General features: G+C 62.2%; 26 protein-coding genes and 1 tRNA gene. 14 read left to right on the forward strand and 13 right to left on the reverse strand.

What is annotated here, in order from left to right:
* Positions 1 to 33 precede the first annotated feature (33 nt).
* Complete coding sequence (locus ATE40_RS02290) at positions 34 to 1,176, forward strand: glycerate kinase (protein WP_019454130.1); 1,143 nt, start codon at positions 34 to 36, stop codon at positions 1,174 to 1,176.
* A 53-nt stretch (positions 1,177 to 1,229) separates the two neighbouring features.
* On the opposite strand, the gene allE is transcribed toward ATE40_RS02290, so the two are convergent.
* From allE to allD, 4 genes are all read right to left on the reverse strand, one after another.
* Complete coding sequence (gene allE / locus ATE40_RS02295) at positions 1,230 to 2,015, reverse strand: (S)-ureidoglycine aminohydrolase (RefSeq protein WP_019454129.1); 786 nt, start codon at positions 2,013 to 2,015, stop codon at positions 1,230 to 1,232.
* Between the two features lie 57 nt (positions 2,016 to 2,072).
* Positions 2,073 to 3,332 (reverse strand): MFS transporter, encoded by a 1,260-nt coding sequence (locus ATE40_RS02300; protein WP_019454128.1) that lies wholly within the window; start codon positions 3,330 to 3,332, stop codon positions 2,073 to 2,075.
* Positions 3,329 to 4,576 (reverse strand): allantoate deiminase, encoded by a 1,248-nt coding sequence (allC, locus tag ATE40_RS02305; protein ID WP_019454127.1) that lies wholly within the window; start codon positions 4,574 to 4,576, stop codon positions 3,329 to 3,331. The genes ATE40_RS02300 and allC overlap by 4 nt, the downstream gene beginning before the upstream one ends.
* 172 nt (positions 4,577 to 4,748) lie before the next feature.
* Complete coding sequence (allD, locus tag ATE40_RS02310) at positions 4,749 to 5,798, reverse strand: ureidoglycolate dehydrogenase (protein WP_063918869.1); 1,050 nt, start codon at positions 5,796 to 5,798, stop codon at positions 4,749 to 4,751.
* Positions 5,799 to 6,156: 358 nt separating this feature from the next.
* Between allD and ATE40_RS02315 the strand changes: the two genes are divergently transcribed.
* The 5 genes from ATE40_RS02315 (at position 6,157) to cfa (ending at position 12,256) form a co-directional block, all read left to right on the forward strand.
* Positions 6,157 to 7,824 carry an acyl-CoA synthetase FdrA gene (locus tag ATE40_RS02315; RefSeq protein ID WP_063918870.1) on the forward strand — a complete coding sequence of 556 codons (1,668 nt, stop codon included), beginning with the start codon at positions 6,157 to 6,159 and terminating at the stop codon, positions 7,822 to 7,824.
* Between the two features lie 9 nt (positions 7,825 to 7,833).
* Positions 7,834 to 9,099: a YlbE family protein gene (locus tag ATE40_RS02320; protein ID WP_015376903.1), complete on the forward strand. Its 1,266-nt coding sequence runs from the start codon at positions 7,834 to 7,836 to the stop codon at positions 9,097 to 9,099.
* A 16-nt stretch (positions 9,100 to 9,115) separates the two neighbouring features.
* A complete protein-coding gene (locus ATE40_RS02325) occupies positions 9,116 to 9,985 on the forward strand; it encodes an oxamate carbamoyltransferase subunit AllH family protein (protein WP_063918871.1) in 870 nt (289 codons plus the stop codon).
* A 21-nt stretch (positions 9,986 to 10,006) separates the two neighbouring features.
* Positions 10,007 to 10,909: a carbamate kinase gene (locus ATE40_RS02330; RefSeq protein ID WP_019454123.1), complete on the forward strand. Its 903-nt coding sequence runs from the start codon at positions 10,007 to 10,009 to the stop codon at positions 10,907 to 10,909.
* A 195-nt stretch (positions 10,910 to 11,104) separates the two neighbouring features.
* Positions 11,105 to 12,256, forward strand: a complete 1,152-nt coding sequence (gene cfa / locus ATE40_RS02335; protein WP_019454122.1) for a cyclopropane fatty acyl phospholipid synthase — start codon at positions 11,105 to 11,107, stop codon at positions 12,254 to 12,256.
* 281 nt (positions 12,257 to 12,537) lie between these two features.
* Here cfa and ATE40_RS02340 read toward each other — a convergent pair whose 3' ends face one another.
* The 3 genes from ATE40_RS02340 to tesA form a co-directional block, all read right to left on the reverse strand.
* Positions 12,538 to 13,392 (reverse strand): co-chaperone YbbN, encoded by an 855-nt coding sequence (locus ATE40_RS02340; protein ID WP_025160052.1) that lies wholly within the window; start codon positions 13,390 to 13,392, stop codon positions 12,538 to 12,540.
* A 78-nt stretch (positions 13,393 to 13,470) separates the two neighbouring features.
* Positions 13,471 to 14,247 (reverse strand): SDR family oxidoreductase, encoded by a 777-nt coding sequence (locus ATE40_RS02345; RefSeq protein ID WP_063918872.1) that lies wholly within the window; start codon positions 14,245 to 14,247, stop codon positions 13,471 to 13,473.
* A gap of 26 nt (positions 14,248 to 14,273) precedes the next feature.
* Positions 14,274 to 14,912, reverse strand: coding sequence for a multifunctional acyl-CoA thioesterase I/protease I/lysophospholipase L1 (gene tesA, locus ATE40_RS02350; RefSeq protein WP_177342846.1), 639 nt, complete (start codon positions 14,910 to 14,912; stop codon positions 14,274 to 14,276).
* Here tesA and ybbA point away from each other — a divergent pair.
* Entirely contained in the window at positions 14,883 to 15,569 is a 687-nt protein-coding gene (ybbA, locus tag ATE40_RS02355; RefSeq protein ID WP_004940192.1) for a putative ABC transporter ATP-binding protein YbbA, read from the forward strand. The genes tesA and ybbA overlap by 30 nt on opposite strands.
* Complete coding sequence (gene ybbP / locus ATE40_RS02360; RefSeq protein ID WP_019454119.1) at positions 15,566 to 17,998, forward strand: putative ABC transporter permease subunit YbbP; 2,433 nt, start codon at positions 15,566 to 15,568, stop codon at positions 17,996 to 17,998. The genes ybbA and ybbP overlap by 4 nt, the downstream gene beginning before the upstream one ends.
* Before the next feature lie 69 nt (positions 17,999 to 18,067).
* On the opposite strand, the gene purK is transcribed toward ybbP, so the two are convergent.
* The 4 genes from purK to ppiB form a co-directional block, all read right to left on the reverse strand.
* Complete coding sequence (purK, locus tag ATE40_RS02365; protein WP_063918874.1) at positions 18,068 to 19,135, reverse strand: 5-(carboxyamino)imidazole ribonucleotide synthase; 1,068 nt, start codon at positions 19,133 to 19,135, stop codon at positions 18,068 to 18,070.
* Complete coding sequence (gene purE, locus ATE40_RS02370) at positions 19,132 to 19,656, reverse strand: 5-(carboxyamino)imidazole ribonucleotide mutase (RefSeq protein ID WP_019454117.1); 525 nt, start codon at positions 19,654 to 19,656, stop codon at positions 19,132 to 19,134. Before purE ends, purK begins: the two co-directional genes overlap by 4 nt.
* A gap of 149 nt (positions 19,657 to 19,805) precedes the next feature.
* Positions 19,806 to 20,528, reverse strand: a complete 723-nt coding sequence (locus ATE40_RS02375) for a UDP-2,3-diacylglucosamine diphosphatase (RefSeq protein ID WP_019454116.1) — start codon at positions 20,526 to 20,528, stop codon at positions 19,806 to 19,808.
* 10 nt (positions 20,529 to 20,538) lie between these two features.
* The gene (gene ppiB, locus ATE40_RS02380) at positions 20,539 to 21,033 is read right to left on the reverse strand and encodes a peptidylprolyl isomerase B (RefSeq protein ID WP_004940183.1); all 495 of its coding nucleotides are present in this window, start codon (positions 21,031 to 21,033) and stop codon (positions 20,539 to 20,541) included.
* A 309-nt stretch (positions 21,034 to 21,342) separates the two neighbouring features.
* Between ppiB and cysS the strand changes: the two genes are divergently transcribed.
* Positions 21,343 to 22,728: a cysteine--tRNA ligase gene (gene cysS, locus ATE40_RS02385; RefSeq protein WP_063918875.1), complete on the forward strand. Its 1,386-nt coding sequence runs from the start codon at positions 21,343 to 21,345 to the stop codon at positions 22,726 to 22,728.
* Between the two features lie 66 nt (positions 22,729 to 22,794).
* Here the strand turns inward: cysS and ybcJ are convergent, their stop codons facing one another.
* Positions 22,795 to 23,007: a ribosome-associated protein YbcJ gene (gene ybcJ, locus ATE40_RS02390; protein WP_019454114.1), complete on the reverse strand. Its 213-nt coding sequence runs from the start codon at positions 23,005 to 23,007 to the stop codon at positions 22,795 to 22,797.
* A gap of 10 nt (positions 23,008 to 23,017) precedes the next feature.
* Positions 23,018 to 23,884 carry a bifunctional methylenetetrahydrofolate dehydrogenase/methenyltetrahydrofolate cyclohydrolase FolD gene (gene folD, locus ATE40_RS02395; protein ID WP_004940177.1) on the reverse strand — a complete coding sequence of 289 codons (867 nt, stop codon included), beginning with the start codon at positions 23,882 to 23,884 and terminating at the stop codon, positions 23,018 to 23,020.
* A gap of 206 nt (positions 23,885 to 24,090) precedes the next feature.
* Between folD and ATE40_RS02400 the strand changes: the two genes are divergently transcribed.
* The 5 genes from ATE40_RS02400 to ATE40_RS24850 all read left to right on the forward strand — a co-directional run bounded on the left by ATE40_RS02400 (position 24,091) and on the right by ATE40_RS24850 (position 25,464).
* Positions 24,091 to 24,300 carry a hypothetical protein gene (locus tag ATE40_RS02400; protein WP_025160050.1) on the forward strand — a complete coding sequence of 70 codons (210 nt, stop codon included), beginning with the start codon at positions 24,091 to 24,093 and terminating at the stop codon, positions 24,298 to 24,300.
* On the forward strand, positions 24,279 to 24,605 hold the full coding sequence (locus ATE40_RS02405) for a hypothetical protein (RefSeq protein ID WP_156785397.1): 327 nt from the start codon (positions 24,279 to 24,281) through the stop codon (positions 24,603 to 24,605). Before ATE40_RS02400 ends, ATE40_RS02405 begins: the two co-directional genes overlap by 22 nt.
* Before the next feature lie 96 nt (positions 24,606 to 24,701).
* A tRNA-Arg gene (locus tag ATE40_RS02410) sits at positions 24,702 to 24,778 on the forward strand.
* Between the two features lie 133 nt (positions 24,779 to 24,911).
* Positions 24,912 to 25,238 carry a gamma-glutamylcyclotransferase family protein gene (locus ATE40_RS02415; RefSeq protein WP_025160048.1) on the forward strand — a complete coding sequence of 109 codons (327 nt, stop codon included), beginning with the start codon at positions 24,912 to 24,914 and terminating at the stop codon, positions 25,236 to 25,238.
* Between the two features lie 82 nt (positions 25,239 to 25,320).
* Positions 25,321 to 25,464: a hypothetical protein gene (locus ATE40_RS24850; RefSeq protein ID WP_015376917.1), complete on the forward strand. Its 144-nt coding sequence runs from the start codon at positions 25,321 to 25,323 to the stop codon at positions 25,462 to 25,464.
* Positions 25,465 to 25,533 lie beyond the last annotated feature (69 nt).

The following is a 25,533-nucleotide window of genomic DNA, read 5'->3' on the forward strand; positions in this document are numbered from 1 at the left end:
CGTTTTTATTTCTGTTCGAATAAAGGATGCGTCATGAAAATTGTTATTGCACCGGATTCATTTAAAGAAAGCGTCAGCGCGGAATTGGCGGCGCGGGCGATCGCGCGCGGCTTTCACGAGGTTTATCCCGATGCCGAGTGCGTCTGCCTGCCGATTGCCGATGGCGGCGAAGGCACGGTGGACGCGCTGGTGGCCGCCACCGGCGGGCGCAAGGTGAGCGTGACCGCCACGGGCCCGCTGGGGGAACGGGTGGCGGCGTTTTACGGCGTCAGCGGCGACGGCAAGACGGCGGTGATCGAGATGGCGGCGGCCAGCGGATTGATGCTGACGCCGGCGGAACGCCGTAACCCGCTGCTGGCCACCAGCTACGGCACCGGCGAACTGATCCTGCATGCGCTGGATCAGGGCATTCGCCACCTGATCCTCGGCATCGGCGGCAGCGCCACGGTGGATGGCGGCGTCGGCATGGTGCAGGCGCTGGGCGGCCGCTTTTATCGTCCGGACGGCAGGGCCCTGCCGTGGGGCGGCGGCGAGCTGGCGACGCTGAGCGGAATCGATCTCGGCGCGCTGGATGCGCGCCTGCGGCAGTGCCGGATAGAGGTCGCCTGCGACGTAGACAATCCGCTGGTGGGGCCGCGCGGCGCGGCGGCGGTGTTCGGGCCGCAGAAGGGCGCGACGGCAGCGATGGTGGCGCAGTTGGAACAGGGCCTGACGCAGTATGCCGAGGTGATCCGCCAGAGCACCGGCCGCGACGTGCGACAGGTCGCCGGCGGCGGGGCGGCGGGCGGCATGGGGATCGCCTGCCAGGTGTTTCTCGGCGCAACGCTGAAGCCGGGTATCGAGATCGTGATGGCGGCGCTGGGCCTGGAGCAGGCGCTGGAGGAGGCCGATTTGCTGATCACCGGTGAAGGGCGCATCGACAGCCAAACGCTGGGCGGCAAGGCGCTGTCCGGCGTCGCTCGTCTGGCGCGGGCGCGCGGCCTGCCGGTCATCGCGTTGGCCGGCGTGGTGGAGGACGGGGCGGAAGCGTTGCACGCGCAGGGAATCGACGCGATGTTCAGCATTCTGCCGCGCCTGAGCACGCTGGCGGTCGCGCTGTCGCAAGGGGAACTCAACCTGCAGCGCAGCGCCACCAACGTCGCCCGCGCGATGCGTATCGGCCGGCAATTGAGATAAAAAAGAAGGCCACGCTGCGCGAGCAGGTGGCCTGGGTTTTGGCGGCGAAGCGCTTACGGCTCTACGTCGCGGTTGCAGTCCTTGGAGTAGATGTAGCTGAAGGTTTCCTGGCCAACCGCATAGCCTGCCTGCTGCACATAGGCGCCCATGAAGATGTAGTCGCCTTGTTTCACCGGCATCCATTCATTGTCCAGGTTGTACACGCCTGCGCCGCTGAGAATGTAGGCGCCATGCTCCTGCACGTGGGTCTCGATATAGCCGTGGCTGGCGCCGGGGGCGAAGGAGAGGATGTGCATATTCATGTCGAAGCCCAGATCTTTCGGCAGCAGATCCTGCAGGATCACCTCGCTCATGCCCTCGTAGTGGATCTGCTCCAGGTTGGCGACGTTGTTGCTGACCACGTGCGCCTCGTAGCCCTTGATGCGCTGGTAGCGGCGCTTGTAGAGGAACAGGCGGCTGGATTGGCCGCCGTTGGCGTTTTCCAGCCGCATGGTGACGCCCGCCGGGCAGTAAAGATAGCCGCCGGCGGTCAGCGGGTAGTCGGTGGCGTCGGCGGAAGCGGTGATGGCGCCGTCGATGACGTACACGAAGGTTTCGATCTCTTCGCCGCCAAAGCCTTTGGTGTTGCGGCCGCAGTCGTGCAGCGTAACCAGATAGTCGACGAAGGTGGCGCCCAGTTTCGGCGTCGACAAGATGGTGACGTCGCAGTTTTCAAAACCGGGAATGACGTTGCGCACCAGGCCGTTCGGCGGGATCAGCGCATAGTTGCCGCGTTTGATGATGGCGCGCGTTGACAGAATGTCGGTTGGATAACCGGTTTGATTGTTGAAGTAACCCACGTTGATTCTCCTGATCGTTGAAAGGGCGCCGCGGCGGCGCCCGGTAAAAAAGCGCCGTCAGGCCTCGGTGGCCGTTCGGGTTGGCGTAGTGCGTTTCATCAAGACGTTGACGGTAAAGAAGATGGCGGTGCCCACCAGCAGGATGGCGGCGGAGATGTAAAAGCCCATCACCTTGGAGCCGGTGCTGTCGGAGATTACGCCGGTCAGGAAGGGGGCGATTACCGACGAGGACATACCAAAGAAGTTGAACACGCCGAAGCTGGTGCCATAGCCTTTCTTCGGCGCGTTGTCGGCGACGAAGGAGATCATGATCGGATCGACCGCCAGCTTACCCAGCAGCCCGTACAGGATCAGGCTTATCAGCAGCATGGTGGAGTCCGGCGAAATGACGGTGCAGACCAGCATTACCGCCGCGCACAGCTCGAGGAAAATGATCAGCTGCACTTTCTTGTTGCGGAAACGGTCGGACATGCGGCTGAAGAACAGCGCACCCGGCACCGACGCGAAGGCCACCAGGGCGGAGGAGAAGCCGATGGCCACCCCTTCAAAGCCGCGCTCTTGCTGCAGGAACGAGGGCAGCCAGGTGACTATCATGTAGTAGCCGTAGCAGGTGGCGAAGTACATCGCGTAGGCGGAGATCATGCGCAGGCTGAACAGGCCGCTGGCCTGACCGTCCTCTTCGGGCTCGAGCGCCGCCGGTGCAACGGTCTGGCTGACGGCTGCCGGCGCTTGAGGCTGCGAGCTTTTGATGACCACGGCGAACACCAGCGTCATCACTACCAGCAGGCCGGTGATGATGAACAGCATGATCTGCCAGTTCATGTTAAAGCTTTTCACCAGCAGGCTGGAGGCGATCAGGCCGATGGCCATGCCGAGCGCCGAGCCGCTGTTGATCACCGCGGTCGCCAGGCCACGGCGCTCCAGCGGGATATTCTCCGACGACAGGGAGTAAGCCGAGCCGTAATAAGAGCCGCAGCCCATGCCCGCCAGCAGGCTGCCGGCATAGACCATGGTCAGGCTGGTGGCGTTGCCGATCAGCAAGGTGGCGATGATGAACAGGCAGAAGCCCGGGATCAACACCACCTTCTTGCCGAATTTGTCCACCAGGATGCCCGCCGGGATCTGCATGCCGGTATAGGCGAAGAAGTAGAAGCTGGCGATCAGTCCCATTTCCGCATTGGAGTGCGCGCCGATGGTCTGTTGGATCTCGGGGAAGATCGGCGTCAGAACGGTGCGATAGATCCAGATCACCGCCCAGCCCAGACAGAGCACGACGACGATCTTTTTCCAGTAGCGCGGGTCGATGTCGTTGCTCATGCCTCGGCCCCCTGTTCGGTGTAGGCCAGCTGATACAGCGTCTGCGCCAGGATTTTCACCCCTTCGTTCAGATCGGCGACGGCGGTTTTTTCCGCCGGGTTATGGCTGATGCCGGCGATGCTCGGCACGAACATCATCACCGTCGGCACGCGCGGGGCGAAAATTTGCGAGTCGTGCCCGGCGCCGCTGTGCATCATGCGGTAATTCAGCCGCTGCGTTTCACACAGGCGGCTGACGCAGGCCACCAGCTGTTCGTTCATCGGGATCGGCGCTTCGTCCATCCACAGATCGATCTCGGCCTCGATGCCCATCTCGGCGCAGATGCGCTGGATATCCTGCTCGATCTCCTGCGTGAAGCGCAGCAGCGCGGCCTGATCGGTGTGGCGGCAGTCGAGGGTGAAGTGGGTGAAGCCCGGCACCACGTTGACGGTGTTCGGCTTCGGCTCCACCTTGCCGAAGGTCAGCACCAGCGGATCGCCCTCGGCGCGCGCCTTGGCGATCGATTCGCAGCAGATGCGGCTGAAGGCGTGCACGGTATCCCGGCGGTAGCTCATCGGGGTGGTGCCGGCGTGGTTGGCTTCGCCCTGCAGCCGCACGTCATAGCGCCGTTGGCCGACGATGCTGGTTACCACGCCGAGGGTTTTGCCTTCGGTTTCCAGCACTTTGCCCTGCTCGATATGGATCTCGACGAAGGCCGCGATATCGCTGCGCAGCGGCTGATGCGGCGGCGGGAAATCGAAACCGGCGTCGCGCATGGCGTTGACGAAGCCGACGCCCTTGGCGTCCGTAATGTGCTGCACATCTTCCCGCCGGGCCAGGCCGACGATGTTCTTGCTGCCCCAGAACACATAGGGGAAGCGGCTGCCTTCTTCTTCCGCCAGCGCGATGACTTCCAGGCTGCGCAGCGGCGGGCCGTAGGTATCCTTGAGGTATTTGATCGCCATAAAGGCGGCTTCGATACCGAACTGGCCGTCGAGGTTGCCGCCGTTGACCACCGTGTCGATGTGCGAACCGGAGAGAATCACCTGGTCGGGGTATTTGCTGCCCTCCAGCCGCCCGAACAGGTTGCCGACCGCATCAAAATGGGTGCTCAGCCCGGCGGCGTCGAAGGCGTTTTTCAACGCGTGCTGCGCCTCGATCCATTCCGGGGTATAAAGCAGACGCGTCATGCCGCCGCTGGGGTCGGCGCCGATTTTCGATAACCAGCCGGAAATATCACGGATTTCTTGTTGGAAGTCTTTCATGTTTACCTGCCCGCATGTTGTGTCTCAGCGGCGATGCGGCCAGGGCGGATGATATTCGCCGCCGGCCGACCTATTGCGCTGAGCGCGCTGATGAAGGTTTTCTTTTTTCTCCCCGGCTCTGCAATATCAACCGCGAGCCGCGGCGGAAAAAGCCCACGATAATAAGATTGCGTTAACTGGCGAAGGGGTCTTTGTGGTCGTAAGAACGCTGGTAAATATCATTTGAAATTAAGTATTGATAAATGTCGTCGACGATTTCGATACCGTTTTTCTCGCTTTCCATTTCACGCGCATGGCTGTTCTGTCCCGGGTAAAGCACTTTACTGACACCCGGCGCCGGTTTAACGGCGTTCAACTCTTTCATGACCTGGCTGATATTTTTACGGAACGCCGACTCGTTGGTGAAATAACCTGGATTCAGCACGATATGCAATTGGCCCAATTCCCGGCCGGCGCTGAGATCGTGATACATCGAGCTGACGTGTTTGCCGAACGGCAGGCCGAGCAAAATGCCCGACAGCACGTCGACCATCATCATCAGGCCGTAGCCTTTCGGCCCGGCGATCGGCAGCAGGCCGCTGACGGCGAACGGATCGGTGGTGTGCTTGCCCTCGGCGTCCACCGCCCAGGTGTCGGGAATGACGGCGTTGCGCGAGCGGGCGTCCAGCACTTTGCCCCAGGCCTGCACGGTGGTGGCCATGTCGAAGGTAATCAGCTCGTCGCCTTCACCCGGCGCGGAGAAGGCGATAGGGTTGGTGCCGTAATAGACTTCGGCGCCGCCGTACGGCACCACCATCGGATCGGATTGGCACAGCGAGATGCCGACCATGCCGGCGCGCGCCGCCTGCTGCACGAAGTACGACAGCGCGCCGCTGTGGCCGATGCGGCGAACGCCCACCACCGCAACGCCGCTCTCTTTCGCCATCTCGATGGCGCGATCCATGCTCAGCTTGGCCGCCACGTGCCCGGCGCCGTTGTCGCCGTCGAAAATGGCACTGCAGGGGCCGGTTTTTTCAAAGGTGAAATGCGGGTGATTGTTGGTGCCGCCTTTACTGATACGTTCGGAATAGTATTCGACCCTGACCGCGCCGTGGGAGTGGATGCCGCGCGCATCGGCATGAACCAGCACGTCGGCGACGATGCCGGCGTGCTCCTGGCTCAGGCCGGCGGCGTGAATTTTTTGCTGGATAAGCTGGTGTAATTGTTGTTTAGAGACCTTCATATACAGTCCTTTTATCACTACGGTTTATTTAATTCGCCTCTGCGTTGTAATGTATAAATACCGGGGGGGAATAATGTGATCCAGATGCGTTTTATTCGATTGGATTAAAAATTCGTTGAATTAAATCGTCATTGTTAGAAGTTTTTTATAAATGAATTCCTCGCGTCTGGATTAACTAATATTCAAGGGATTAAGTTATTTTTTCTAACAATGAATAAAGTGTGACCGCACTCACCTCTGGGCGTGATTTTAATTTGTAGCTTGATAATTAACCTTTTCGCTGGATTCAATGCATCGCCGTGCTGCCGGTACGGGAAATATTGCCGATATTATTAAATGCTGTCTTAAGGATATCACCATGATCCATGCTTTTATTAAAAAGGGGAGCTTTCAGGATTCCGTCAGCCTGATGTTGATCTCCCGCAAACTCAGTGAGTCTCCCAAGGTCGAGGAAATATCCGTCATGATGGGGACACCGGCCAATAAATCCTTATTGGAGGTGACCGGTTTCTGGCACCCGCAGTTTAGCGAAGCGACGCCGAACGATATTTGCGTGGCGATCAAAGCGGAGTCCGCCGACGAGACGATCGCCGAGGAGATCGGCGCGGCGCTGGAGGCGGCGCTCAAGGCGATTGCGCAGGGCAGCCAGGGCGGCAAAAAGCTGCTGCGGGCACGCAGCTGGCGCACAGCCCGGCAGAAGCTGCCGGCCGCCAATCTGGCGCTGATCTCGATCGCCGGCGAATACGCGGCGGAGTTGGCGGATCGGGCGCTGGAAGACGGCTGCAACGTGATGATGTTCTCCGACAACGTCAGCCCGGCGCAGGAAGTGGCGCTGAAAACCAAGGCGCGCGAGCGTGGGCTGATCGTGATGGGGCCGGACTGCGGCACCGCCTGCATCGCCGGCGCGCCGCTGGCGTTTGCCAACGTGGCGCCCGCCGGATCCATCGGCGTGGTCGGCGCCTCCGGCACTGGCATTCAGGAGCTGATCTCGCAAATTACCCTGGCGGGACAGGGCATCTCGCACGCTATCGGCCTGGGCGGGCGGGATCTGACGGCGGAGATCGGCGGCATCAGCGCCATCAGCGCGCTGCGCATGCTGGCGGCGGACCCGCAGAGCCAGGTGCTGGCGTTCGTGTCCAAACCGCCGGCACCCGAGGTGCGTCAGCGGGTGATCGACGAAATGAAAGCGCTCGGCAAGCCGGTGGTGGCGCTGTTCCTCGGCGCGCAGTCCGCCGTGCGTCAGGATGGCAACATCACGTTCGCCGCCACGCTGGATGAAGCGGCGCGCCTGGCGGCGATGCTGGGCTGCGTGCAGCAACAGGCGGCGCAACAGCCCGCGGTGCCCGGCGGCAAAATCGCCGGACTGTACGCCGGCGGCACGCTGGCGGCCGAATGCGCGATGTTGCTGGCGGAAAAACTGCGCTTGCCGGTGGATAGCGAGCACCCGCGCGGCGCCATGCTGGTGGCCGATGGCCATCGCATCATCGACATGGGCGATGACTTTTATACCCAGGGACGCCCGCACCCGATGATTGACCCGACCGCCCGCAATCAAGAAATCGCCCGCCTGGCGCAGCAGCCGCAGACCGGCGTGTTGCTGCTGGACGTGGTGATCGGCTTCGGCGCCCAAGACGATCCGGCGGCGTCGCTGGCGGACGAGGTGGCCAAGGTGCACGCGGCGCGCGGTGCGGCCCAGCCGCTGGCGGCGATCGCTACCGTCACCGGCACCGAACAGGATCCGCAGCAGCGCTCGCGGCAAATCGCCACCCTGCAGGAGGCCGGCATCGCGGTGATGCCGTCGCTGCCGGCGGCGGTCGCGCTGGCGCATCAGCTGATTACCCCCGCCTTACCCGCACCTGAACGCGAACGGCCGGCCTTGCTGGACGGCGTCGCGGTGATCAACGCCGGGCTGCGCAGCTTCGCCGATGACCTGCAAACCAGCGATATTCCGGTGGTGCATTACCAGTGGGCGCCGGTGGCCGGTGGCGATCAACGATTAGCCAACATCTTGAAAAAATTAAAGTAAGGAACCGCTATGTACGCAACGATTGAGCAAGCAAACGCCGCCGTTATCGCCCGTATCCGCGAGGCGCGCCCGCACTGGCAGGATGTGGATCTGGCGCATCGGTTGATCCCGCAGCTGGCTGAAGGGCGCAAGCTGTTGCACGCCGGGCCGCCGGTCACCTGGCAAGAGATGAGCGGTCCGGTGCGCGGTGCCTGCATCGGCGCCTGCCTGTTCGAAGGCTGGGCGCAGGATGAGCAGCAGGCACTGGCGCTGCTGGAGCAAGGGGAAATCGAGTTTATCCCATGCCATAGCGTGAGCGCGGTGGGGCCGATGGGTGGCATTACTTCGGCCCACATGCCGATGGTGGTGGTCAGGAACACTGTCCACGGCAACTACGCCTACTGCAACATGAACGAAGGCATCGGTAAGGTGATGCGCTTCGGCGCCTATGGCGAGGATGTGCAGCAGCGCCTGCGCTGGATGCGCGACTCTTTGGCCCCGGTGCTGAAAGCGGTGCTGGCGACGCTGGAGGAGGGGATCGATCTGACCGCGCTGATGGCGCAGGCGATCAGCATGGGGGATGAGTTCCACCAGCGCAATATCGCGGCCTCGGCGCTATTGATGCGCAGGTTGGCGCCGGAGATTAGCCTGCTGCCTCGCGATAAGGCGGAGCTGGCGCAGGTGATGCAGTTCCTCAGTATCACCGATCAGTTCTTCCTCAATCTGGCGATGGCTTACTGCAAGGCGGCGATGGATGCGGGAGCGGAGATTGAGCAGGGCACCATCGTCACGGTGATGACCCGCAACGGCAAGAACTTCGGCATCAAGATCAGTGGCATGGGCGATCGTTGGTTCACCGCGCCGGTGAACACGCCGGAGGGGCTGTTCTTCTCCGGCTTCAGCCAGGCGGACGCCAACCCGGACATCGGCGACAGCGCGATCACCGAAACCTTCGGCATCGGCGGGGCGGCGATGGTGGCGGCCCCGGGCGTGACGCGATTCGTCGGGGCTTCCGGCGGCATGAGCGCCGCCACCGACATCTCCGAGGAAATGGCGGAGATCTATCTTGAGCGCAACATGATGCTGCAGATCCCGACCTGGGACTTCCAGGGCGCCTGCCTGGGGCTGGATGCACGCCGGGTAGTGGAAACCGGCATCACGCCGCTGATCAACACCGGCATAGCCCACCGCGAAGCCGGGGTCGGGCAGATCGGCGCCGGCACGGTGCGCGCGCCGCTCGGTTGTTTCGAGAAGGCGATCGAAGCGCTGGCCGATAAGCTCGGCATCACGGCGTAAGCGAACGGAGGGGCGTATGGACATTGTCGCGCTGGCCGGCAGCCTCCATGTGACGCAGGACTATGGCGCGCTGCGCTGCGTCGGCAGCTTCAACAACGCGATCAATTTCCTGACGGAAAATGCGCGGTTGCTGACGCTGCACCGCGCCGGCAGCGGCCTGAGCCCGATGGGGTGGCAGCTTGGCGCGCGGGATTTCGACCGCGTGCGTCATGCGATACCGTCCGTACGGCACTGCGCTTTCTCCACCACTGGCATCTTGCTGGATGCGCTTCTTGTCCGGCCCGCCGTGATGGCGCGGGATCTGGCGCTGGCGCAGCGGGCGGCCATTGCCGATTGGCCGCTGACGGCGGTGTTGCAGCACAGCACCGCACTGTGCGGATTACACGGTGAAATCGGTCGGCTGGTGAAGCGGCCATTAACGCCGGAGCCGGCCGGGCTGGCGCGGGATTTCTCTCGTTGGCTGCGGGGCGGGGCGGTCGACTGGCGCCATACGCTGGGCAAAGGGCCGGGGCTGACGCCCAGCAACGACGACACCTTGCTCGGTCTGTTGTTGAGCGCGCACCTCGACAGCCGCATCCAGGTCGCCAGGCTGACGCCGTTTTTCGCCCATACGCCACCGCTGGACACGCTGACCACGCTGGTGAGCGCGCACTACCTGCATTACGCCGAGCAGGGCGTGTTCGCCACGCCGCTGCATACGCTGGCGCAGGGGCTGCAGGTGCCTGAAGACGTATCGGCGGCGGTGGCGGCGGTGCTGAGCCTGGGGCATTTCTCGGGGGCGGACACGCTGCTGGGCGTGTGGCTGGGGGTGACGACGATTAACGCACTGTGCGGCGCGCGGTGTGAACACGAGGGCCGGATCGCGGATTCGGCCGGGACGGTATGATTTCAACTACGGGTGCAAACCATGAAAACCTTGGTCATTGCGTTGGGCGGCAACGCCCTGTTGCAGCGCGGAGCCGTGCTCTCTGCGGAAAATCAGTATAAGAGCATCGCCCTCATCGCCGACGCCATCGGCAAGCTGGCGCAGAAGTACCGCATCGCCATCGTGCACGGCAACGGCCCGCAGGTGGGGCTGCTGGCGTTGCAAAACCTGGCGTACCGCGATGTGCCTCCCTATCCGCTGGATATTCTGGTGGCGGAAAGCCAGGGCATGATCGGTTATATGCTGACGCAACAGCTGAATGCCAGCCATCCGCAGCAGCCGGTGTCCACGCTGCTGACGCGGGTGCTGGTGGATGCGCAGGATGCGGATTACCAGGCGCCGAGCAAGTTCATCGGGCCGGTGTATGCGCCGGAACAGCGGCAGGCGCTGGAGGCCAGGTTCGGCTGGACGCTGAAGGCGGACGGTAACTACATTCGCCGGGTGGTGCCTTCGCCGGCGCCGCAGAAGATCCTCGACATCGAGGCGATCACCTTGCTGCTGTCGCAGCGGCATATCGTGATCTGCAACGGCGGCGGCGGCATCCCGATGATTGCCGGCGAGGATGGGCTGACGGGCAGCGAAGCGGTGATCGACAAAGATCTGGCGGCGGCGCTGTTGGCGGAACAGGTGGGCGCCGATCATCTGGTGATCCTCACCGACGCCGACGCGGTGTACCAGGAGTGGGGCACGCCACGCCAGCGCGCCATTCGTCGCGCCACCACGCAGGAGCTGGCGCCGATGGCGGTGGCGGACGGCGCCATGGGGCCGAAGATCATGGCGGTCAGCCGCTTCGTCGATCGCACCGGGCGGACGGCGCATATCGGTGGCCTGCAGGATATCGACGCGGTGCTGGCGGGCCAGGCCGGCACCGCCATTTTGCCTTAGTTGCCGTCGGTTTATCCGCGCCCGCGTTGGCGCGGATAAGTATGCCAAAACGGCATGATTTCAATAATTTTTATTCATTTCATGATGTTGCTCACCTTGGCTAGAGTAAAAACACCCCCTGTGTTTAACGTCAAAAATTTGTCATTTTTATTTGCGACTATGCTTTTTGAAATGACATTTCGGCCAAGGATTGTTATGGATTCGCTCAGTGTTGATGAACTCGCCCAGAAGAACGACCGCTGGTATCGCATTGTAGAGGAGATGCTGGCCGAAGCCGGCGTCGCCATCAATGGCCCGCGCGCCTGGGATATTCGGGTGCACAACCCGGCGCTGTTCAAACGCATTTTGCAGGAAGGCTCGCTCGGCTTCGGCGAAGGTTATATGGACGGTTGGTGGGAGTGCGAACGGCTGGACGTGTTGTTTACCCGCATTCTGCAGGCCGGCGTCGACGAGCGGCTGCCGAAAAGCCTGAGCGACATCGCGCGCATCGCCTATGCCCGGCTGTTCAACCGCCAATCGCGCAAGCGCGCCTGGCAGGTGGGCAAAGAGCACTACGACATCGGCAACGATCTGTTCCGGGCGATGCTCGATCCTTACATGCAATACTCCTGCGGCTACTGGAAAGAGGCGCAGACGCTGGAGCAGGCGCAGCAGGCCAAGCTCAGGATGATCTGCGAAAAGCTGCAGCTGAAACCGGGCATGACGTTGCTGGATATCGGCTGCGGCTGGGGCGGGTTGGCGCAGTTTGCGGCGCAAAACTACGGCGTCTCGGTGCACGGCGTGACCATTTCTGCCGAGCAGCAGAAGCTGGCGCAGGAACGTTGCGCCGGGCTGGACGTCGAGATTTTACTGCAGGACTATCGCGATCTGGACCGCCAGTTCGACCGCATCGTGTCGGTCGGCATGTTCGAGCACGTCGGGCCGAAGAACTACGATACCTATTTCAGCGTCGCGGCGCGCAACCTGAAGCCGGACGGCCTGTTTTTGCTGCACACTATCGGTTCCAATCAAACCGACCTTAACGTCGACGCCTGGATAGACAAATACATCTTCCCCAACGGCTGCCTGCCTTCGGTGCGGCATATCGCCGAGGCCAGCGAAGGGCGTTTCGTGATGGAGGATTGGCATAACTTCGGTGCCGATTACGATCGCACGCTGATGGCCTGGCTGGAGAATTTCAAACGGGCGTGGCCGGAATTGGCTGGCGGTTATTCCGAGCGCTTCGAACGGATGTTCACTTATTACCTGAACGCCTGCGCCGGCGCGTTTCGTTCGCGCAACATTCAGCTGTGGCAGGTGTTGTTCAGCCCGGCGGGCGTAGAGGGTGGGGTGCGGGTCTATCGCTAATCCCCGTCATATTTCAAGCTGCATCTGTGTTGGTTGCATTTGCGCGCCCCGGTCGCTTACTTGAGTAAGTTCCCGGGGACTTACAAACTTGCCGCCTTGATGCAACTCGAACTATTTAGGGGATACCCTTCAATATTTACTTTGGGACAACACATATACCCAATGGATTTCCAGTTGCGTCTAGGCGGCAAACGTGAGAAACCCCAGGAGCTTAGATAACTAAGTGACTGGGGTTCGAACGTGCAGCCAACAACGATGCGGCTGGAAAGACGAAGGGTATATCAGTACAGCAGGGAGTACAGCTGGCGGCGATATTTAGCGGCCAGCGCGTCGCCGGTGCCGAGCGCGGCCAGAATATCCATCAGAGTCTTGCGCGCGTTGCCGTTGGCGGCGGCCAGATCTTTCTTCAGATGCCCCATCAGCAGTTCCAGCGCTTCTTCGTTACGCCCGACCTGATGCAGCTGCAGCGCCAGCTGCACCGCCAGCTCGACGTTGTCCGGCTGCTGCTGCACCTGCTGTTGCAGCTGTTGGATCTCCGGCGTGTCCGCTGCCTGCTTCAACAATTCAATCTGCGCCACCAGGCCTTGATAGCGAGTATCGCGATCCTGCAGCGGGATGGTTGCCAGTACCGCTTCGGCGTCTTCACTGCGGCTGAGCGCGATCTGGGTTTCAGCCAGCGTCAGGCCGATGTCGCTGCGCTGCTGGCTGCTCTGCCAGGCGTCTTTCAGCAGCGGCAGCGCTTCGGCGGCGTTGCCGGCGGCCAGCAGTTCCTGCGCCTGCGCCAGTTTCAGATCTTCTTCCTTCGGCAGGAAACGCTGCAGCAGGTCGCGGATCGCTTCTTCCGGCTGCGGGCCCTGGAAGCCGTCGACCGGCTGGCCGTCTTTGAACAGATAAACCGTCGGGATAGAACGCAGCCCGAACTGGGAGGCGATCATCTGCTCGGCGTCGCAGTCCACCTTGGCCAGAATGAACTGACCGGCGTATTCCGCCGCCAGCTTGTCCAGCACCGGCGTGAGCTGCAGGCAGTGTTGGCTGCGCTCGGACCAGAAGTAGAACAGCACCGGAATGGACATCGACTGTTCCAGCGTCTGGTGCAGGTTAGTTTCGTTAATATCAACAACAGCTTGAGCTAGCATCTCTTTTTCTCTCTGATCGTGCGGAGCCATGGGGTGTAGATGGGGGCGCGCCGCCATTCTTCAACCCCGACGGGCGAATTAAGCGTTGCTGCGCAGCAGCCAATCCAGGCAGCGGCCCGGCAAAATGCGGCGCAGCACGCTCATCGCGTGCGCCAGCAGGGTCACCGGGTAGCGCAATTTGGCGCGCGGGCTTTCCAGCGCGTGGCGCAATTTGGGCAGAATGGCCTCCGGCGTCAGCGTCAGGCGTTTGGCGATGCCGGGATTGTGCACCGGCTTGTCGCTCTGCGCCTGGTTGACGTTCTGGCTAAAGTGGGTGGAGATCGGCCCCGGCTCGATCAGGCTGACCTGAATGCCGCTGCCGTGCAGCTCCATGCGCAGCGCGTCCGACCAGGCTTCCAGCGCGAACTTGCTGGCGGCATAGGCGCCGCGTCCGGCGCTGGAGACCAGGCCCATCACCGAACTGGTCTGAATGATGCGCCCTTCACCGTGCGGCAACATCGCCGGCAACAGCAGCTGGGTCAGTTGGTGGGTGCCGAACAGGTTGGTGGAGAACTGCCGCTCCAGCTGGCTGCGCGAAATGCGGCTGAGCGGGCCGTAAACGCCGAACCCGCCATTGTTGAACAGGCCGTACAGGCGGCCGCCGGTCAGCGCGATCACTTCGGCGGCGGCGCGCTCGACGCTGGCGCTGTCGTCCAGATCCAGCTCGATGCCTTCCAGCCCGAGCTGGCGCATGTTTTCCACGTCCTGCGGCTTGCGGCAGGCGGCCAGCACCCGATAGCCGCGGTTGCGCAGATCCTGCGCCGCAATCAACCCAATCCCGCTGGAACAGCCGGTTATCAATACCGCTTTTTGCATAACTTTACCTAGTGTACGACCCTAATTTAGTTAGACTCATGTTTTACTAGCGGTTCCAGACGCTCCGCCATCCAGGTGGCGATAAACGGCTGGGCGTCCCCATTGGGGTGCAATCCGTCATCCTGCATCCATTCCGGCTTCACCACCACCTGTTCCATATAGAACGGCAGCAGCGGAATGTTGAACTGTTTGGCCAACGCCGGATAGACGGCGCTGAACGCCTCAGTATAGCGGCGGCCGTAGTTCGGCGGGATGCGGATCTGCATCAGCAGCGGCTGTGCGCCGGCCTGCTGCACCCGCGTGATGATTTGGCCGAGATCGCGCTGTACGTCCTGCGCCGGGAACCCGCGCAGGCCGTCGTTGGCGCCCAGCTCGATCAGCACCCAGCGCGGCCGATGTTGTTTCAGCAGCGCGGGCAGGCGTGCCAGCCCCTGCGCGGCGGTGTCACCGCTGATGCTGGCGTTGACCAGCTGTGGCGCGCCCGGCTTTTTTTGCCACTGTTCGGCCAACAGCGTCGGCCAGGCCCGCTCGATCGGCAGGCGGTAGCCGGCGCTTAAACTGTCGCCCAAAATCAACAAGGTATCGGCGGCGGCAGCGCGTAAACTGAATAATCCCAACAGCAAAAGGAAGGGAAGATGCCAGCGGAAAACGTTCTTGAAGTTCATCATCTTAGTAAACACGTTGGTCAGGGTGAGCATCAGCTCACCATCCTTACCGGAGTCGAGCTGCTTGTCAAACCCGCGCAGACGATCGCCCTGATCGGGGAATCCGGCTCGGGCAAGTCGACCTTACTGGGCATATTGGCCGGGCTGGATGACGGCAGCGAAGGCGAAGTGCGCTTGCTGGGCGAGTCGCTGACCGCGCTGGACGAAGAGGGGCGTGCCGCGTTGCGCGCCAGAAATGTCGGCTTCGTGTTTCAGTCGTTCATGCTGGTGCCGACGCTGAACGCGCTGGAGAACGTGCAGCTGCCGGCGCTGCTGCGCGGCGAGAGCGACAGGCAGAGCCGCGAGCAGGCGGTGCAGCTGCTCGAGCAGTTGGGGCTGGGCAAGCGGCTCGATCACCTGCCGGCGCAGCTGTCCGGTGGCGAGCAGCAGCGCGTGGCGCTGGCGCGCGCCTTCAGCGGCCGGCCGCGGGTGCTGTTCGCCGATGAGCCGACCGGTAACCTCGATCGTCAAACCGGCGATCGCATCGCCGATTTGCTGTTCTCTCTCAACCGCGATTTCGACACCACCCTGATCCTGGTGACCCACGACGAAACCCTGGCGGCGCGCTGCCAGCGGCGGCTGCGGCTGCGCGAAGGCAAGCTGTGGGAGGAAGCATGATCTGGCGCTGGTTCTGGCGCGAATGGCGCTCGCCGTCGCTACTGATCGTTTGGCTGGCGTTGACGCTCTCCGTGGCCTGCGTGCTGGCGCTGGGCAGCATCAGCGATCGCATGGACAAAGGACTCAGCCAGCAGAGCCGCGACTTTATCGCCGGCGATCGGGTGCTGCGCAGCGCGCATCCGGTGCCGGAAGGCTGGTTGCTGGACGCGCAGCAGCAGGGGCTGAAGGTGAGCCGCCAGCTGTCGTTCACCACCATGACCTATGCCGGCGATCGGCCGCAGTTGGCGGACGTGAAAGCCACCGATCTGGTCTATCCGCTGTACGGCAAGCTGGAAACGCGCCCGGCCAACATCAAGCCTGAACCGGGCAGCGTGCTGGTGGCGCCGCGCTTGCTGGCGCTGCTGAACGTGAAAGTCGGGGATTCGCTCGAGGTGGGTGACACCACGCTGCGCATCGCCGGTGAAATCATTCAGGAGCCGGACGCCGGCTTCAATCCGTTCCAGACCGCGCCGCGCATCATGATCAACCTGGCGGACGTCGATAAGACCGGCGCGGTGCAGCCGGGCAGTCGCCTGACCTACCGTTATATGTTCGCCGGCGCCGAGCCGGATATTCAGCGTTACGAAGCGCGGCTGACGCCGCAGTTGACGCCGGACCAGCGCTGGTTCGGGCTGCAGGAGTCCGGCAGCGCGCTCGGCAAGTCGTTGCAGCGATCTCAACAGTTCCTGCTGCTGTCGGCCTTGTTGACGCTGCTGTTGTCGATCGCCGCCGTGGCGGTGGCGATGAGCCACTATTGCCGCAGCCGTTACGATCTGATCGCGGTGCTGAAAACCCTCGGCGCCGGGCGCGGCGCGCTGCGTAAGCTGATCGTCGGCCAGTGGCTGGCAGTGATGGCGCTGGCGGCGGTATGTGGCGGGGCGATCGGGCTGGCGTTCGAAGCGCTGCTGATCCGCCTGCTGAAGCCGGTGTTGCCGGCCGCGTTGCCCGCCGCCGGCGCCTGGCCGTGGCTGTGGGCGCTCGGCGCGCTGGTGCTGATTTCGCTGCTGGTCGGGCTGCGGCCGTATCGCCAGCTGCTGGCGACCCAGCCGCTGCGGGTGCTGCGCCGCGACGTGACGGCCAACGTCTGGCCACTGCGCTACTTCCTGCCGGTGACGGCGGCGATCGTGGTGGCGCTGTTGGTGGTGCTGATGGGGGCCAGTACGCTGCTGTGGGCTATTTTGGCCGGTATGGCGGTGCTGGCGTTGCTGTTGGGCGGCATGGGTTGGGGCAGCCTGCTGCTGCTGCGCCGCATCACGCTCAAGAGCCTGGCGCTGCGGCTGGCGGTCAATCGCCTGCTGCATCAGCCGTGGGTGACCATCAGCCAGCTGGCGGCGTTCTCGCTGTCGTTCATGCTGTTGGCGCTGTTGCTGGTGCTGCGCGGCGATCTGCTCGAACGCTGGCAGCAACAGCTGCCGCCGGACAGCCCGAACTTTTTCCTGCTCAATATGACCGAGGCGCAGGTGCCGCAGGTGAAAACCTTCCTGCAGCAGCACCAGATCAAGCCGGAAACCTATTACCCGATCGTTCGGGTGCGTCTGACCGAGATAAACCAGCAGGTGGCGACAGAACGGGTGCATGAAGACGATCCGGGCGGCGAGGCGGTGAACCGTGAACTGAACCTGACCTGGCTGGCAGCGCTGCCGGATCATAATCCGCTGGTGGCGGGCAGCTGGCCGCCGAAAACCGGCGAGGTTTCGATGGATGAAGGCATTGCCGGGCGGCTGAAGATCAAGCTGGGCGACACGCTGACCTTCAGCGGCGATACCCAGGCGTTCAGCGCCAAAGTCACCAGCCTGCGCCAGGTGGATTGGGAGAGCCTGAAGCCGAACTTTTACTTTATCTTCCCGCCGGGCGCATTGGACGGCCAGCCGCAGACCTGGCTCACCAGCTTCCGCTACGACGGCGACGGCCAGATGCTGACCCAACTCAACCGTCAGTTCCCGACGCTCAGTCTGCTGGACATCGGCGCGATCCTGAAACAGGTTGGCGGCGTGCTGCAGCAGGTCAGCCGCGCGCTGGAGGTGATGGTGGTGCTGGTGGTGCTGTGTGGCGGCCTATTGCTGCTGGCGCAGGTGCAGGTCGGCATGCGTCAACGCCGCCAGGAGCTGGTGGTGTACCGTACGCTGGGGGCCGGCAAACGGCTGCTGCGCCGCACGCTGTGGTGCGAGTTCGCCCTGCTGGGGCTGGTGGCGGGCATCGCGGCGGCGGTGGGCGCCGAGGCGGCGCTGTGGCTGTTGCAGAGCCGGGTGTTCGACTTCCCGTGGACGCCGACGCCGGTGCTGTGGTGGGCGCTGCCGCTGGCCAGTGCGCTGCTGCTGTCGCTGTGCGGCGGCTGGCTGGGCGTGCGCCTGCTGCGCGGCCGGGCACTGTTCCGCAGTTATGAGGGGTAATGTTGACTTAGCGGGATGAAAAAAGGGGTTAGCCTAAGGCTAACCCCTTTTACTTTCGGTGGCGGTGCCTTAGGCCAGCTTCTGCTGTGCCCAGGCCAGCCCGCTTTGGTATTCGCCCGGCAGCAGCGGCGCCAGCGTCTGCAGCGCCTGGCGCAGATCGGCGGCGCTCGGGTCGTTCAGATTGAGGTGGCCGACCTTGCGGCCAGGGCGCACCTCTTTCTCATACCAGTGCAGATGCACCAGCGGCAGTGACAGCCACTGTTCGTTGACGGCGGTGCCGATCAGGTTGACCATCACCGACGGCGTGCTCACTACCGGCTGCGGCAGCGGCAGGCCAAGGATGGCGCGCAGGTGCAGCTCGAACTGGCTGATGGACGCGCCGTTTTGCGTCCAGTGGCCGCTGTTGTGCACGCGCGGTGCCAGTTCGTTGATCAGCAGCCGATCGCCGACGATAAAGCACTCCATCGCCATCACGCCGACGTAGTTCAGTTCGTTCAGGATCGCCGCCAGCATCCGCTCGGCCTGTTGCTGCAGCACCGGGTTGGGCTGCGGCAGCGCCACGCTGGTGCGCAGGATGCCGTCTTCATGCAGGTTATGGGTCAGCGGGTAGAATACCGAACGCCCGTCGTGGCCGCGCGCGCCTACCAGCGACACTTCGCCGGAGAAATTGATGCCTTGCTCGACGATGCACTCGCCATAGGCGTCGGCCGGCAGTTCGGCTTCCTGGCCCGGACGCAAGCGCCATTGGCCGCGGCCGTCATAGCCACCGACTCGGCGTTTGACGATCGCCAGCTCGCCCAGCGAAGCGAACACCTGCGGCCATTCGGCGGCGCTCGCCAGCAGCTGCCACGGCGCGGTCGCCAGGCCGAGCTGGTCGAGCAGCTGTTTTTGCGTCAGGCGATCCGCCAGACGCGGGAAGATGTCGCGGTTGACGAAGGCGCTGTGGGTCGCCAGTTCGCGCGTCAGCGCAGTTTCCGGCCAGCGTTCGATCTCGGCAGTAATGACGCTGTTCTGATACGGCACCGCCTCGGGCTCGGCATCGATACCGACGGGGTAAACGGCGATGCCCAGCGGTTCGCCGGCCTGGCGCAGCATGCGCCCCAGCTGGCCGTTGCCCAGTACGCAAACCGGCTTCATGCGTCCTCCCGCGGATCGGGGTGGTTCAAGACGTCGTCGGTCTGCGCCTGACGCCAGTTCGCCAAACGCTGCGCCAGCGCGGCGTCGTGCAGCGCCAGGATCTGCATCGCCAGCAGCCCGGCGTTGGCGGCGCCGGCTTTGCCGATCGCCAACGTGCCGACCGGGATGCCGCGCGGCATTTGCACGATGGAGTAGAGGCTGTCCACGCCGCTCAGCGCGGCGCTTTGCACCGGCACGCCCAGCACCGGCACCAGGGTTTTCGCCGCCAGCATGCCCGGCAGGTGCGCCGCACCGCCGGCACCGGCGATGATCACGTCAAAGCCGTTGGCGGCAGCCTGCTCGGCGAAGCTGAACAGCTTGTCCGGCGTGCGGTGAGCGGAAACGACTTCGACATGGAAGGGGACATCGAGCTGGGTCAGGACTTCTGCGGCGAACTGCATGGTGGCCCAGTCACTTTTCGATCCCATTACAATTGCGATTTTAGCCCCGATATTGGCGGCTGAAGCGGCGTTGGCTCCCATGGGTGTAAGGCTCCTGTGGTTTGTCTGGCGTCGGCTGAGGGCCGAATGAGGGCGTAGAGCATACCATGAGCGCACGGCGAGGAAAACGGTTGCGTCGCCGGTTTTCACCGGCGAAAGCGCGAATTTTCACTCGCGCGCCAGTCCGGAACTCAGAATGGGAATTGAATCAGCTCGACGGCGTCGGCGCTGACTTTGATCATCGATCCTTCGACGTGCCAGGCGCCCAGCACCGCGCGATGGGCTTCGCCGTTGCTCAACGCCAGCCGGTGCACCGCCGGGCGATGGGTATGGCCGTGGATCATCCAGTGCACGTCGTGGCGCAGCATCGTTTGCTCGACCGCCTGCGGGTTGACGTCCATGATGGCTTCCGACTTGTACTGGTTGGATTGTTGGCTGCGGGCGCGCATTTTAGCGGCGATCTTCAGTCGCCAGCGCAGCGGCAGCGCCAGGAACAGTTTTTGAATCAGCGGGTTGTGCACCTTGCGGCGGAATTGCTGATAGGCCTGATCGTCGGTGCACAGCGTGTCGCCGTGCAGGATCAGGATCCTGCGGCCGTACAGCTCCAGCACTTTTTCTTCCGGCAGCAACTGCATGCCGCTGGCGCGGGCAAAGCGTTTGCCGAGCAGAAAATCACGGTTGCCGTGGATGAAATAGCAGGGCACGCCGGCCTGTTGCAGCGCCTTCAGCGCCGCGGCGATCTCCGCGTGCAGCGGCTCGGGATCGTCGTCGCCGATCCAGGCTTCAAACAGGTCGCCGAGGATGTACAGCGCGTCGGCGTGAATCGCTTCGCGCCGTAAAAAACGCAGAAAACCGGCAGTGATTGCCGGTTCCTGTGCGCACAAGTGCAGATCTGCGATGAACAGCGTACTCATGCAGCCGCGATTACTCGCTGACGGTCACGCTGTTGATCACAACGTCTTCTACCGGTACGTCCTGGTGCATGCCGCTGCGGCCGGTTTTCACGCCTTTGATCTTGTTGACCACGTCCATGCCTTCAACCACTTCAGCAAACACGCAGTAGCCCCAGCCCTGCACGTTTTCGCCGCGGAAGTTCAGGAAGTCGTTGTCGGCCACGTTGATGAAGAACTGTGCGGTGGCGGAGTGCGGATCGTTGGTGCGCGCCATTGCCAGGGTGCCGATGGTGTTTTTCAGACCGTTGTTGGCTTCGTTCTTGATGGTCGCGTTGGTCGCTTTCTGGTTCATGCCTGGTTCAAAGCCGCCGCCCTGGATCATGAAGCCGTTGATCACACGGTGGAAGATGGTGTTGTCGTAGAAACCGGCGCGGCAGTAGTTCAGGAAGTTTTCAACGGTAACCGGCGCTTTGTCAGCAAAGGTCTTGATAACGATATCGCCGTGATTGGTGTGGAAAGTAACCATAGTTTTAATCCTAACAAGGTGAAGTGAGACGTCACGTAAAGCGAGTGAACATTCAGACCGCCCTTATAACATATCCGCCCCAGCGAGTCAGCAGCGGCTCAACCGCGCACTGTCTGTGGTAATTGCACTTGTGTTATATTATAACAATTATGCCAACCGCCGAATTTTGCGCATTTTATTCGCGTGAAGTCAGCAAAGCATGGCCTTAACCTTGCAATAGATCAGGCTTCAGGTTTCAATACGCTACCGGGCGGAAAACCTGAGGCCCGGTTATCTTTTTTGTTATCACGCACACCACGGAATCTCCCGATGCTAAAGATTTTTAATACCCTGAGTCGTCAAAAAGAGGAATTCAAACCCATTCATGCCGGGAAAGTGGGCATGTACGTGTGCGGGGTAACCATCTATGACCTGTGTCACATCGGCCACGGTCGTACCTTTGTCGCTTTCGACGTGGTGGCGCGTTACCTGCGCTATCTCGGCTATTCGCTGAACTACGTGCGCAACGTCACCGACGTGGACGACAAAATTATTCGCCGCGCGGCGGAAAATCATGAGACCTGCGACCAGCTGACCGAACGCATGCTGGCGGAAATGCACGCCGACTTTGACGCGCTGCTGATCGACCGCCCGGACAGTGAACCGCGCGCGACCCAGCATATCGCCGAGATCATCGAGATCACCCAGCGCCTGATCGATCGCGAACACGCCTACGTGGCCAGCAACGGCGACGTGATGTTCTCCATCGACAGCGATCCGCAATACGGGCTGCTGTCGCGCCAGGATCTGGATCAACTGCAGGCCGGCGCGCGTGTGGAGATCGACGACGTGAAGCGCAACCCGATGGACTTCGTGCTGTGGAAGATGTCCAAGCCGGGCGAGCCGAGCTGGCAGTCGCCGTGGGGGCCGGGCCGCCCAGGCTGGCATATCGAATGCTCCGCCATGAACTGCAAGCAGCTGGGCACCCACTTCGATATCCACGGCGGCGGTTCCGATCTGATGTTCCCGCACCACGAGAACGAGATCGCGCAGTCGAGCTGCGCCCACGATGGCCCGTACGTCAATTACTGGATGCACTCCGGCATGGTGATGATCGACAAAGAGAAGATGTCCAAATCGCTGGATAACTTCTTCACCATCCGCGACGTGCTCGGGCATTACGATGCGGAGACGGTGCGTTACTTCCTGATGTCCGGCCACTATCGCAGCCAGCTGAACTACAGCGAAGAGAACCTCAAGCAGGCGCGTACTGCGCTGGAGCGTCTCTATACCGCGCTGCGCGGCACCGACGCCAATGCCGCGCCGGCCGGCGGCGAAGCGTTGGAAGCCCGCTTCCGCGAAGCGATGGACGACGACTTCAACACCCCGGAAGCCTACTCGGCGCTGTTCGATCTGGCGCGCGAAGTGAACCGCCTGAAAGGGGAAGACATGGCGGCGGCCAACGGCATGGCGGCGGAATTGCGCAAGCTGGCGAACGTACTCGGCCTGCTGCAGCAGGAGCCAGAGCAATTCCTGCAAGGGGGCGCTCAGGTTGACGACGGCGAAGTGGCGGAGATCGAAGCGCTGATCAAGCAGCGTAACGAAGCGCGTGCCGCCAAGGACTGGGCGCTGGCGGATGCCGCTCGCGATCGCTTGAACGAGATGAACATCGTGCTGGAAGACGGCCCGCAGGGCACCACCTGGCGTCGCAAGTAATCCGGCCGCAGGAAAAACAAAAAAGGCGCTGAATTCAGCGCCTTTTTCTATTGCGACAACCGAGGGTTATGGCTTGACCACGACCTTGCCGCCGTCGAACTCCACCACCTGATCGGCGACGATCTTGCAGCGTTTGCGGGTTTCGACCTTGCCGTCGACTTTGACCCGCCCTTCGGCGATGACTTCTTTGGCGGCGCCGCCGCTTTCACACCAGCCCTGGAACTTCAGCAGATCGCACAGTTCGACGTGGGGATGATTGTCCAGATTGAAAATTTCCATACTGCCTTACTTATTTAGGTTGAACGTCGTGATATTCCTCGCAGGCCTGCAAGGTATTTTGGATCAGTGTAGCAACGGTCATCGGGCCAACGCCACCCGGCACCGGGGTGATGTAGGCGGCGCGTTCGCTGGCGGCGTCGAAATCGACATCGCCCACCACTTTACCGCTTTCCAGACGATTGATGCCGACGTCCACCACGATGGCGCCCGGTTTGATCCAGTCGCCCGGAATGAAGCCCGGCTTACCGACCGCCACCACCAGCAGATCGGCGTTCTCGACGTGATGACGCAGATTTTTGGTGAAGCGGTGGGTGACGGTGGTGGTGCAGCCGGCCAGCAGCAGTTCCATGCTCATCGGGCGGCCGACGATGTTGGACGCGCCGACCACCACGGCATTCAGGCCGTAGGTATCGATGTTATAACGCTCCAGCAGGGTAACGATGCCGCGCGGGGTGCACGGGCGCAGCTTAGGCGCGCGCTGGCACAGGCGGCCGACGTTGTACGGGTGGAAGCCGTCGACGTCTTTATCCGGATGGATGCGCTCCAGCACCTTGACGTTATCAATGCCGGCCGGCAGCGGCAGCTGCACCAGAATGCCGTCGATTTCCTCATCGGCGTTCAGCTGGTCGATCAGCGCCAGCAGTTCGGCCTCACTGGTGGCAGCGGGCAGATCGTAGGAGCGGGAAAGGAAGCCGACTTCATCGCAGGCGCGGCGCTTGCTGGCGACGTAAATTTGCGAAGCCGGGTTCTCGCCGACCAGCACAACCGCCAGCCCTGGGGCGCGTTTTCCGGCCGCCAGACGTTGTTTCACTTGCTCAGCCACTTCGTTTCTAACCTGCTGCGCAATCGTTTTACCATCAATAATCTTTGCTGACATCAGTGTGGAAATCCATCAATTAAGAAAAGCGGGGGATGCCGCTATTCTGGCAGAAGCTGAGCGCGCTGTCAGGCGCAGAATCACCCTCGCCGCCGTTGCCGAGACCGATTTACGCTTTTTTTATGCCGACTTCAGGAACCTCTACGCCATTTTTACCTGCATTTGGATACGCTGAGGCCGTTCACAGGGCGAAAGAGGGCAGGATCATGAGAGCGATAACCCGGCTTTATCCGTTGCATCACCAGCCTGACCAGCAACCGGCGGAGCTTAAACACGTGGGAGAAACGGTGTTCGATTCTTCACTGCATCCGGCGGACAGCGCGCAGCTGATTGCGCTGCATCAGCTTGGCCAACACCCGCTGGCGCCGTCGTGGCGGGCGCGCCTGAGCGCGCTGTGGCGGAAGCTGTGCGCATGAACGGCAATACGTTGATGATCTGCGTCTTGCTGCTTGGCTGGGCGCCGTGGAGTCAGGCCTCTTTGAACAGCACGCCCCCCGACGCCGCGCTGGCGGCGAGACTGGCGGCGACCTGCAACACGCAGGCGGTTGAGCATGCCGACTGGAGCGATATCACGGCGGTCGTTCAGTCCGCACGCGTTTGCCTGCAGCGAGACACCGCGCGGCAGCATTCTGAACGCTCGCCGGGCGACACCGCGGTCGGCCTGGTTCAACGCAGCGTTGCCAGGGCCGCCGTGCGGGTGCTGGCGGAAAAAACGCCATAAAGCACGGCCGCCGCCGTAACGTCATGAAAAGGCATTGACTCGCTAACCTCTGACCGTATAATCCCATCCCGCAGCCGCAGGTTGCCGCATCTCAATGCGCCCTTAGCTCAGTTGGATAGAGCAACGGCCTTCTAAGCCGTAGGTCATAGGTTCGAATCCTATAGGGCGTGCCATTAATTCTCCCTGATTTTTTCCCCATATTCTTTCCCGCGAAAATTCGATCGTGTAACCCATACTCCCGTTGGCTCGCCGCTGAGCGACATGTTATGTTCGTTCGCTAACTTTCAGTCAGTGGCAGAGAGAAAAATGCAAAGCTTATTCGTTTACGGCACCCTAGGGCCGGGCAGACCCAACGCGCACGTGATGGAAGCTATCGGCGGCAGCTGGGAAGAAGGCAGCGTTGGCGGATCGTTGCTTAACCAAGGCTGGGGTGCCGAGATGGGCTACCCGGGCATCGTGCTGGATAACAGCGGCAATCGGGTGAACGGTTTTCTGTTCCGCTCCGCCAACCTCGTCAATCATTGGCCTGCCCTCGACGCCTTCGAAGGTGACGGTTATGAACGGGTGGCGGTCAGCGTCACCACCGCCGGCGGTGAAACCGTCGATTCGTTTATCTACATGCTGAAAAAATGACCTTTAGACGCTTCGCCGGCAATTGAACTTTCGTTTATTTTGCCGCGCTACAATAGGCGAAAATTTCCCCATGGAGCCTATCGTGCGCAAATCCAGATTCTTTCTCGTGACCTTGCTGTGTCTGTGTGCCGCCGCCGTGCTGTACGTCATGGCATATCGGGCGCTGGGGCATTACCTCAGCGACGGCGAGAAGGCCTACCCGGATATCAGCGTTGAAATTCGCTGAGGGCCGGTCGGCGCGGTGGTGATCGCGCCGACTTTTTTGCACTGATTTACCCGCCATTTACCCGCCGTC

This window comes from Serratia surfactantfaciens, assembly GCF_001642805.2.
Lineage (GTDB): Bacteria > Pseudomonadota > Gammaproteobacteria > Enterobacterales > Enterobacteriaceae > Serratia > Serratia surfactantfaciens.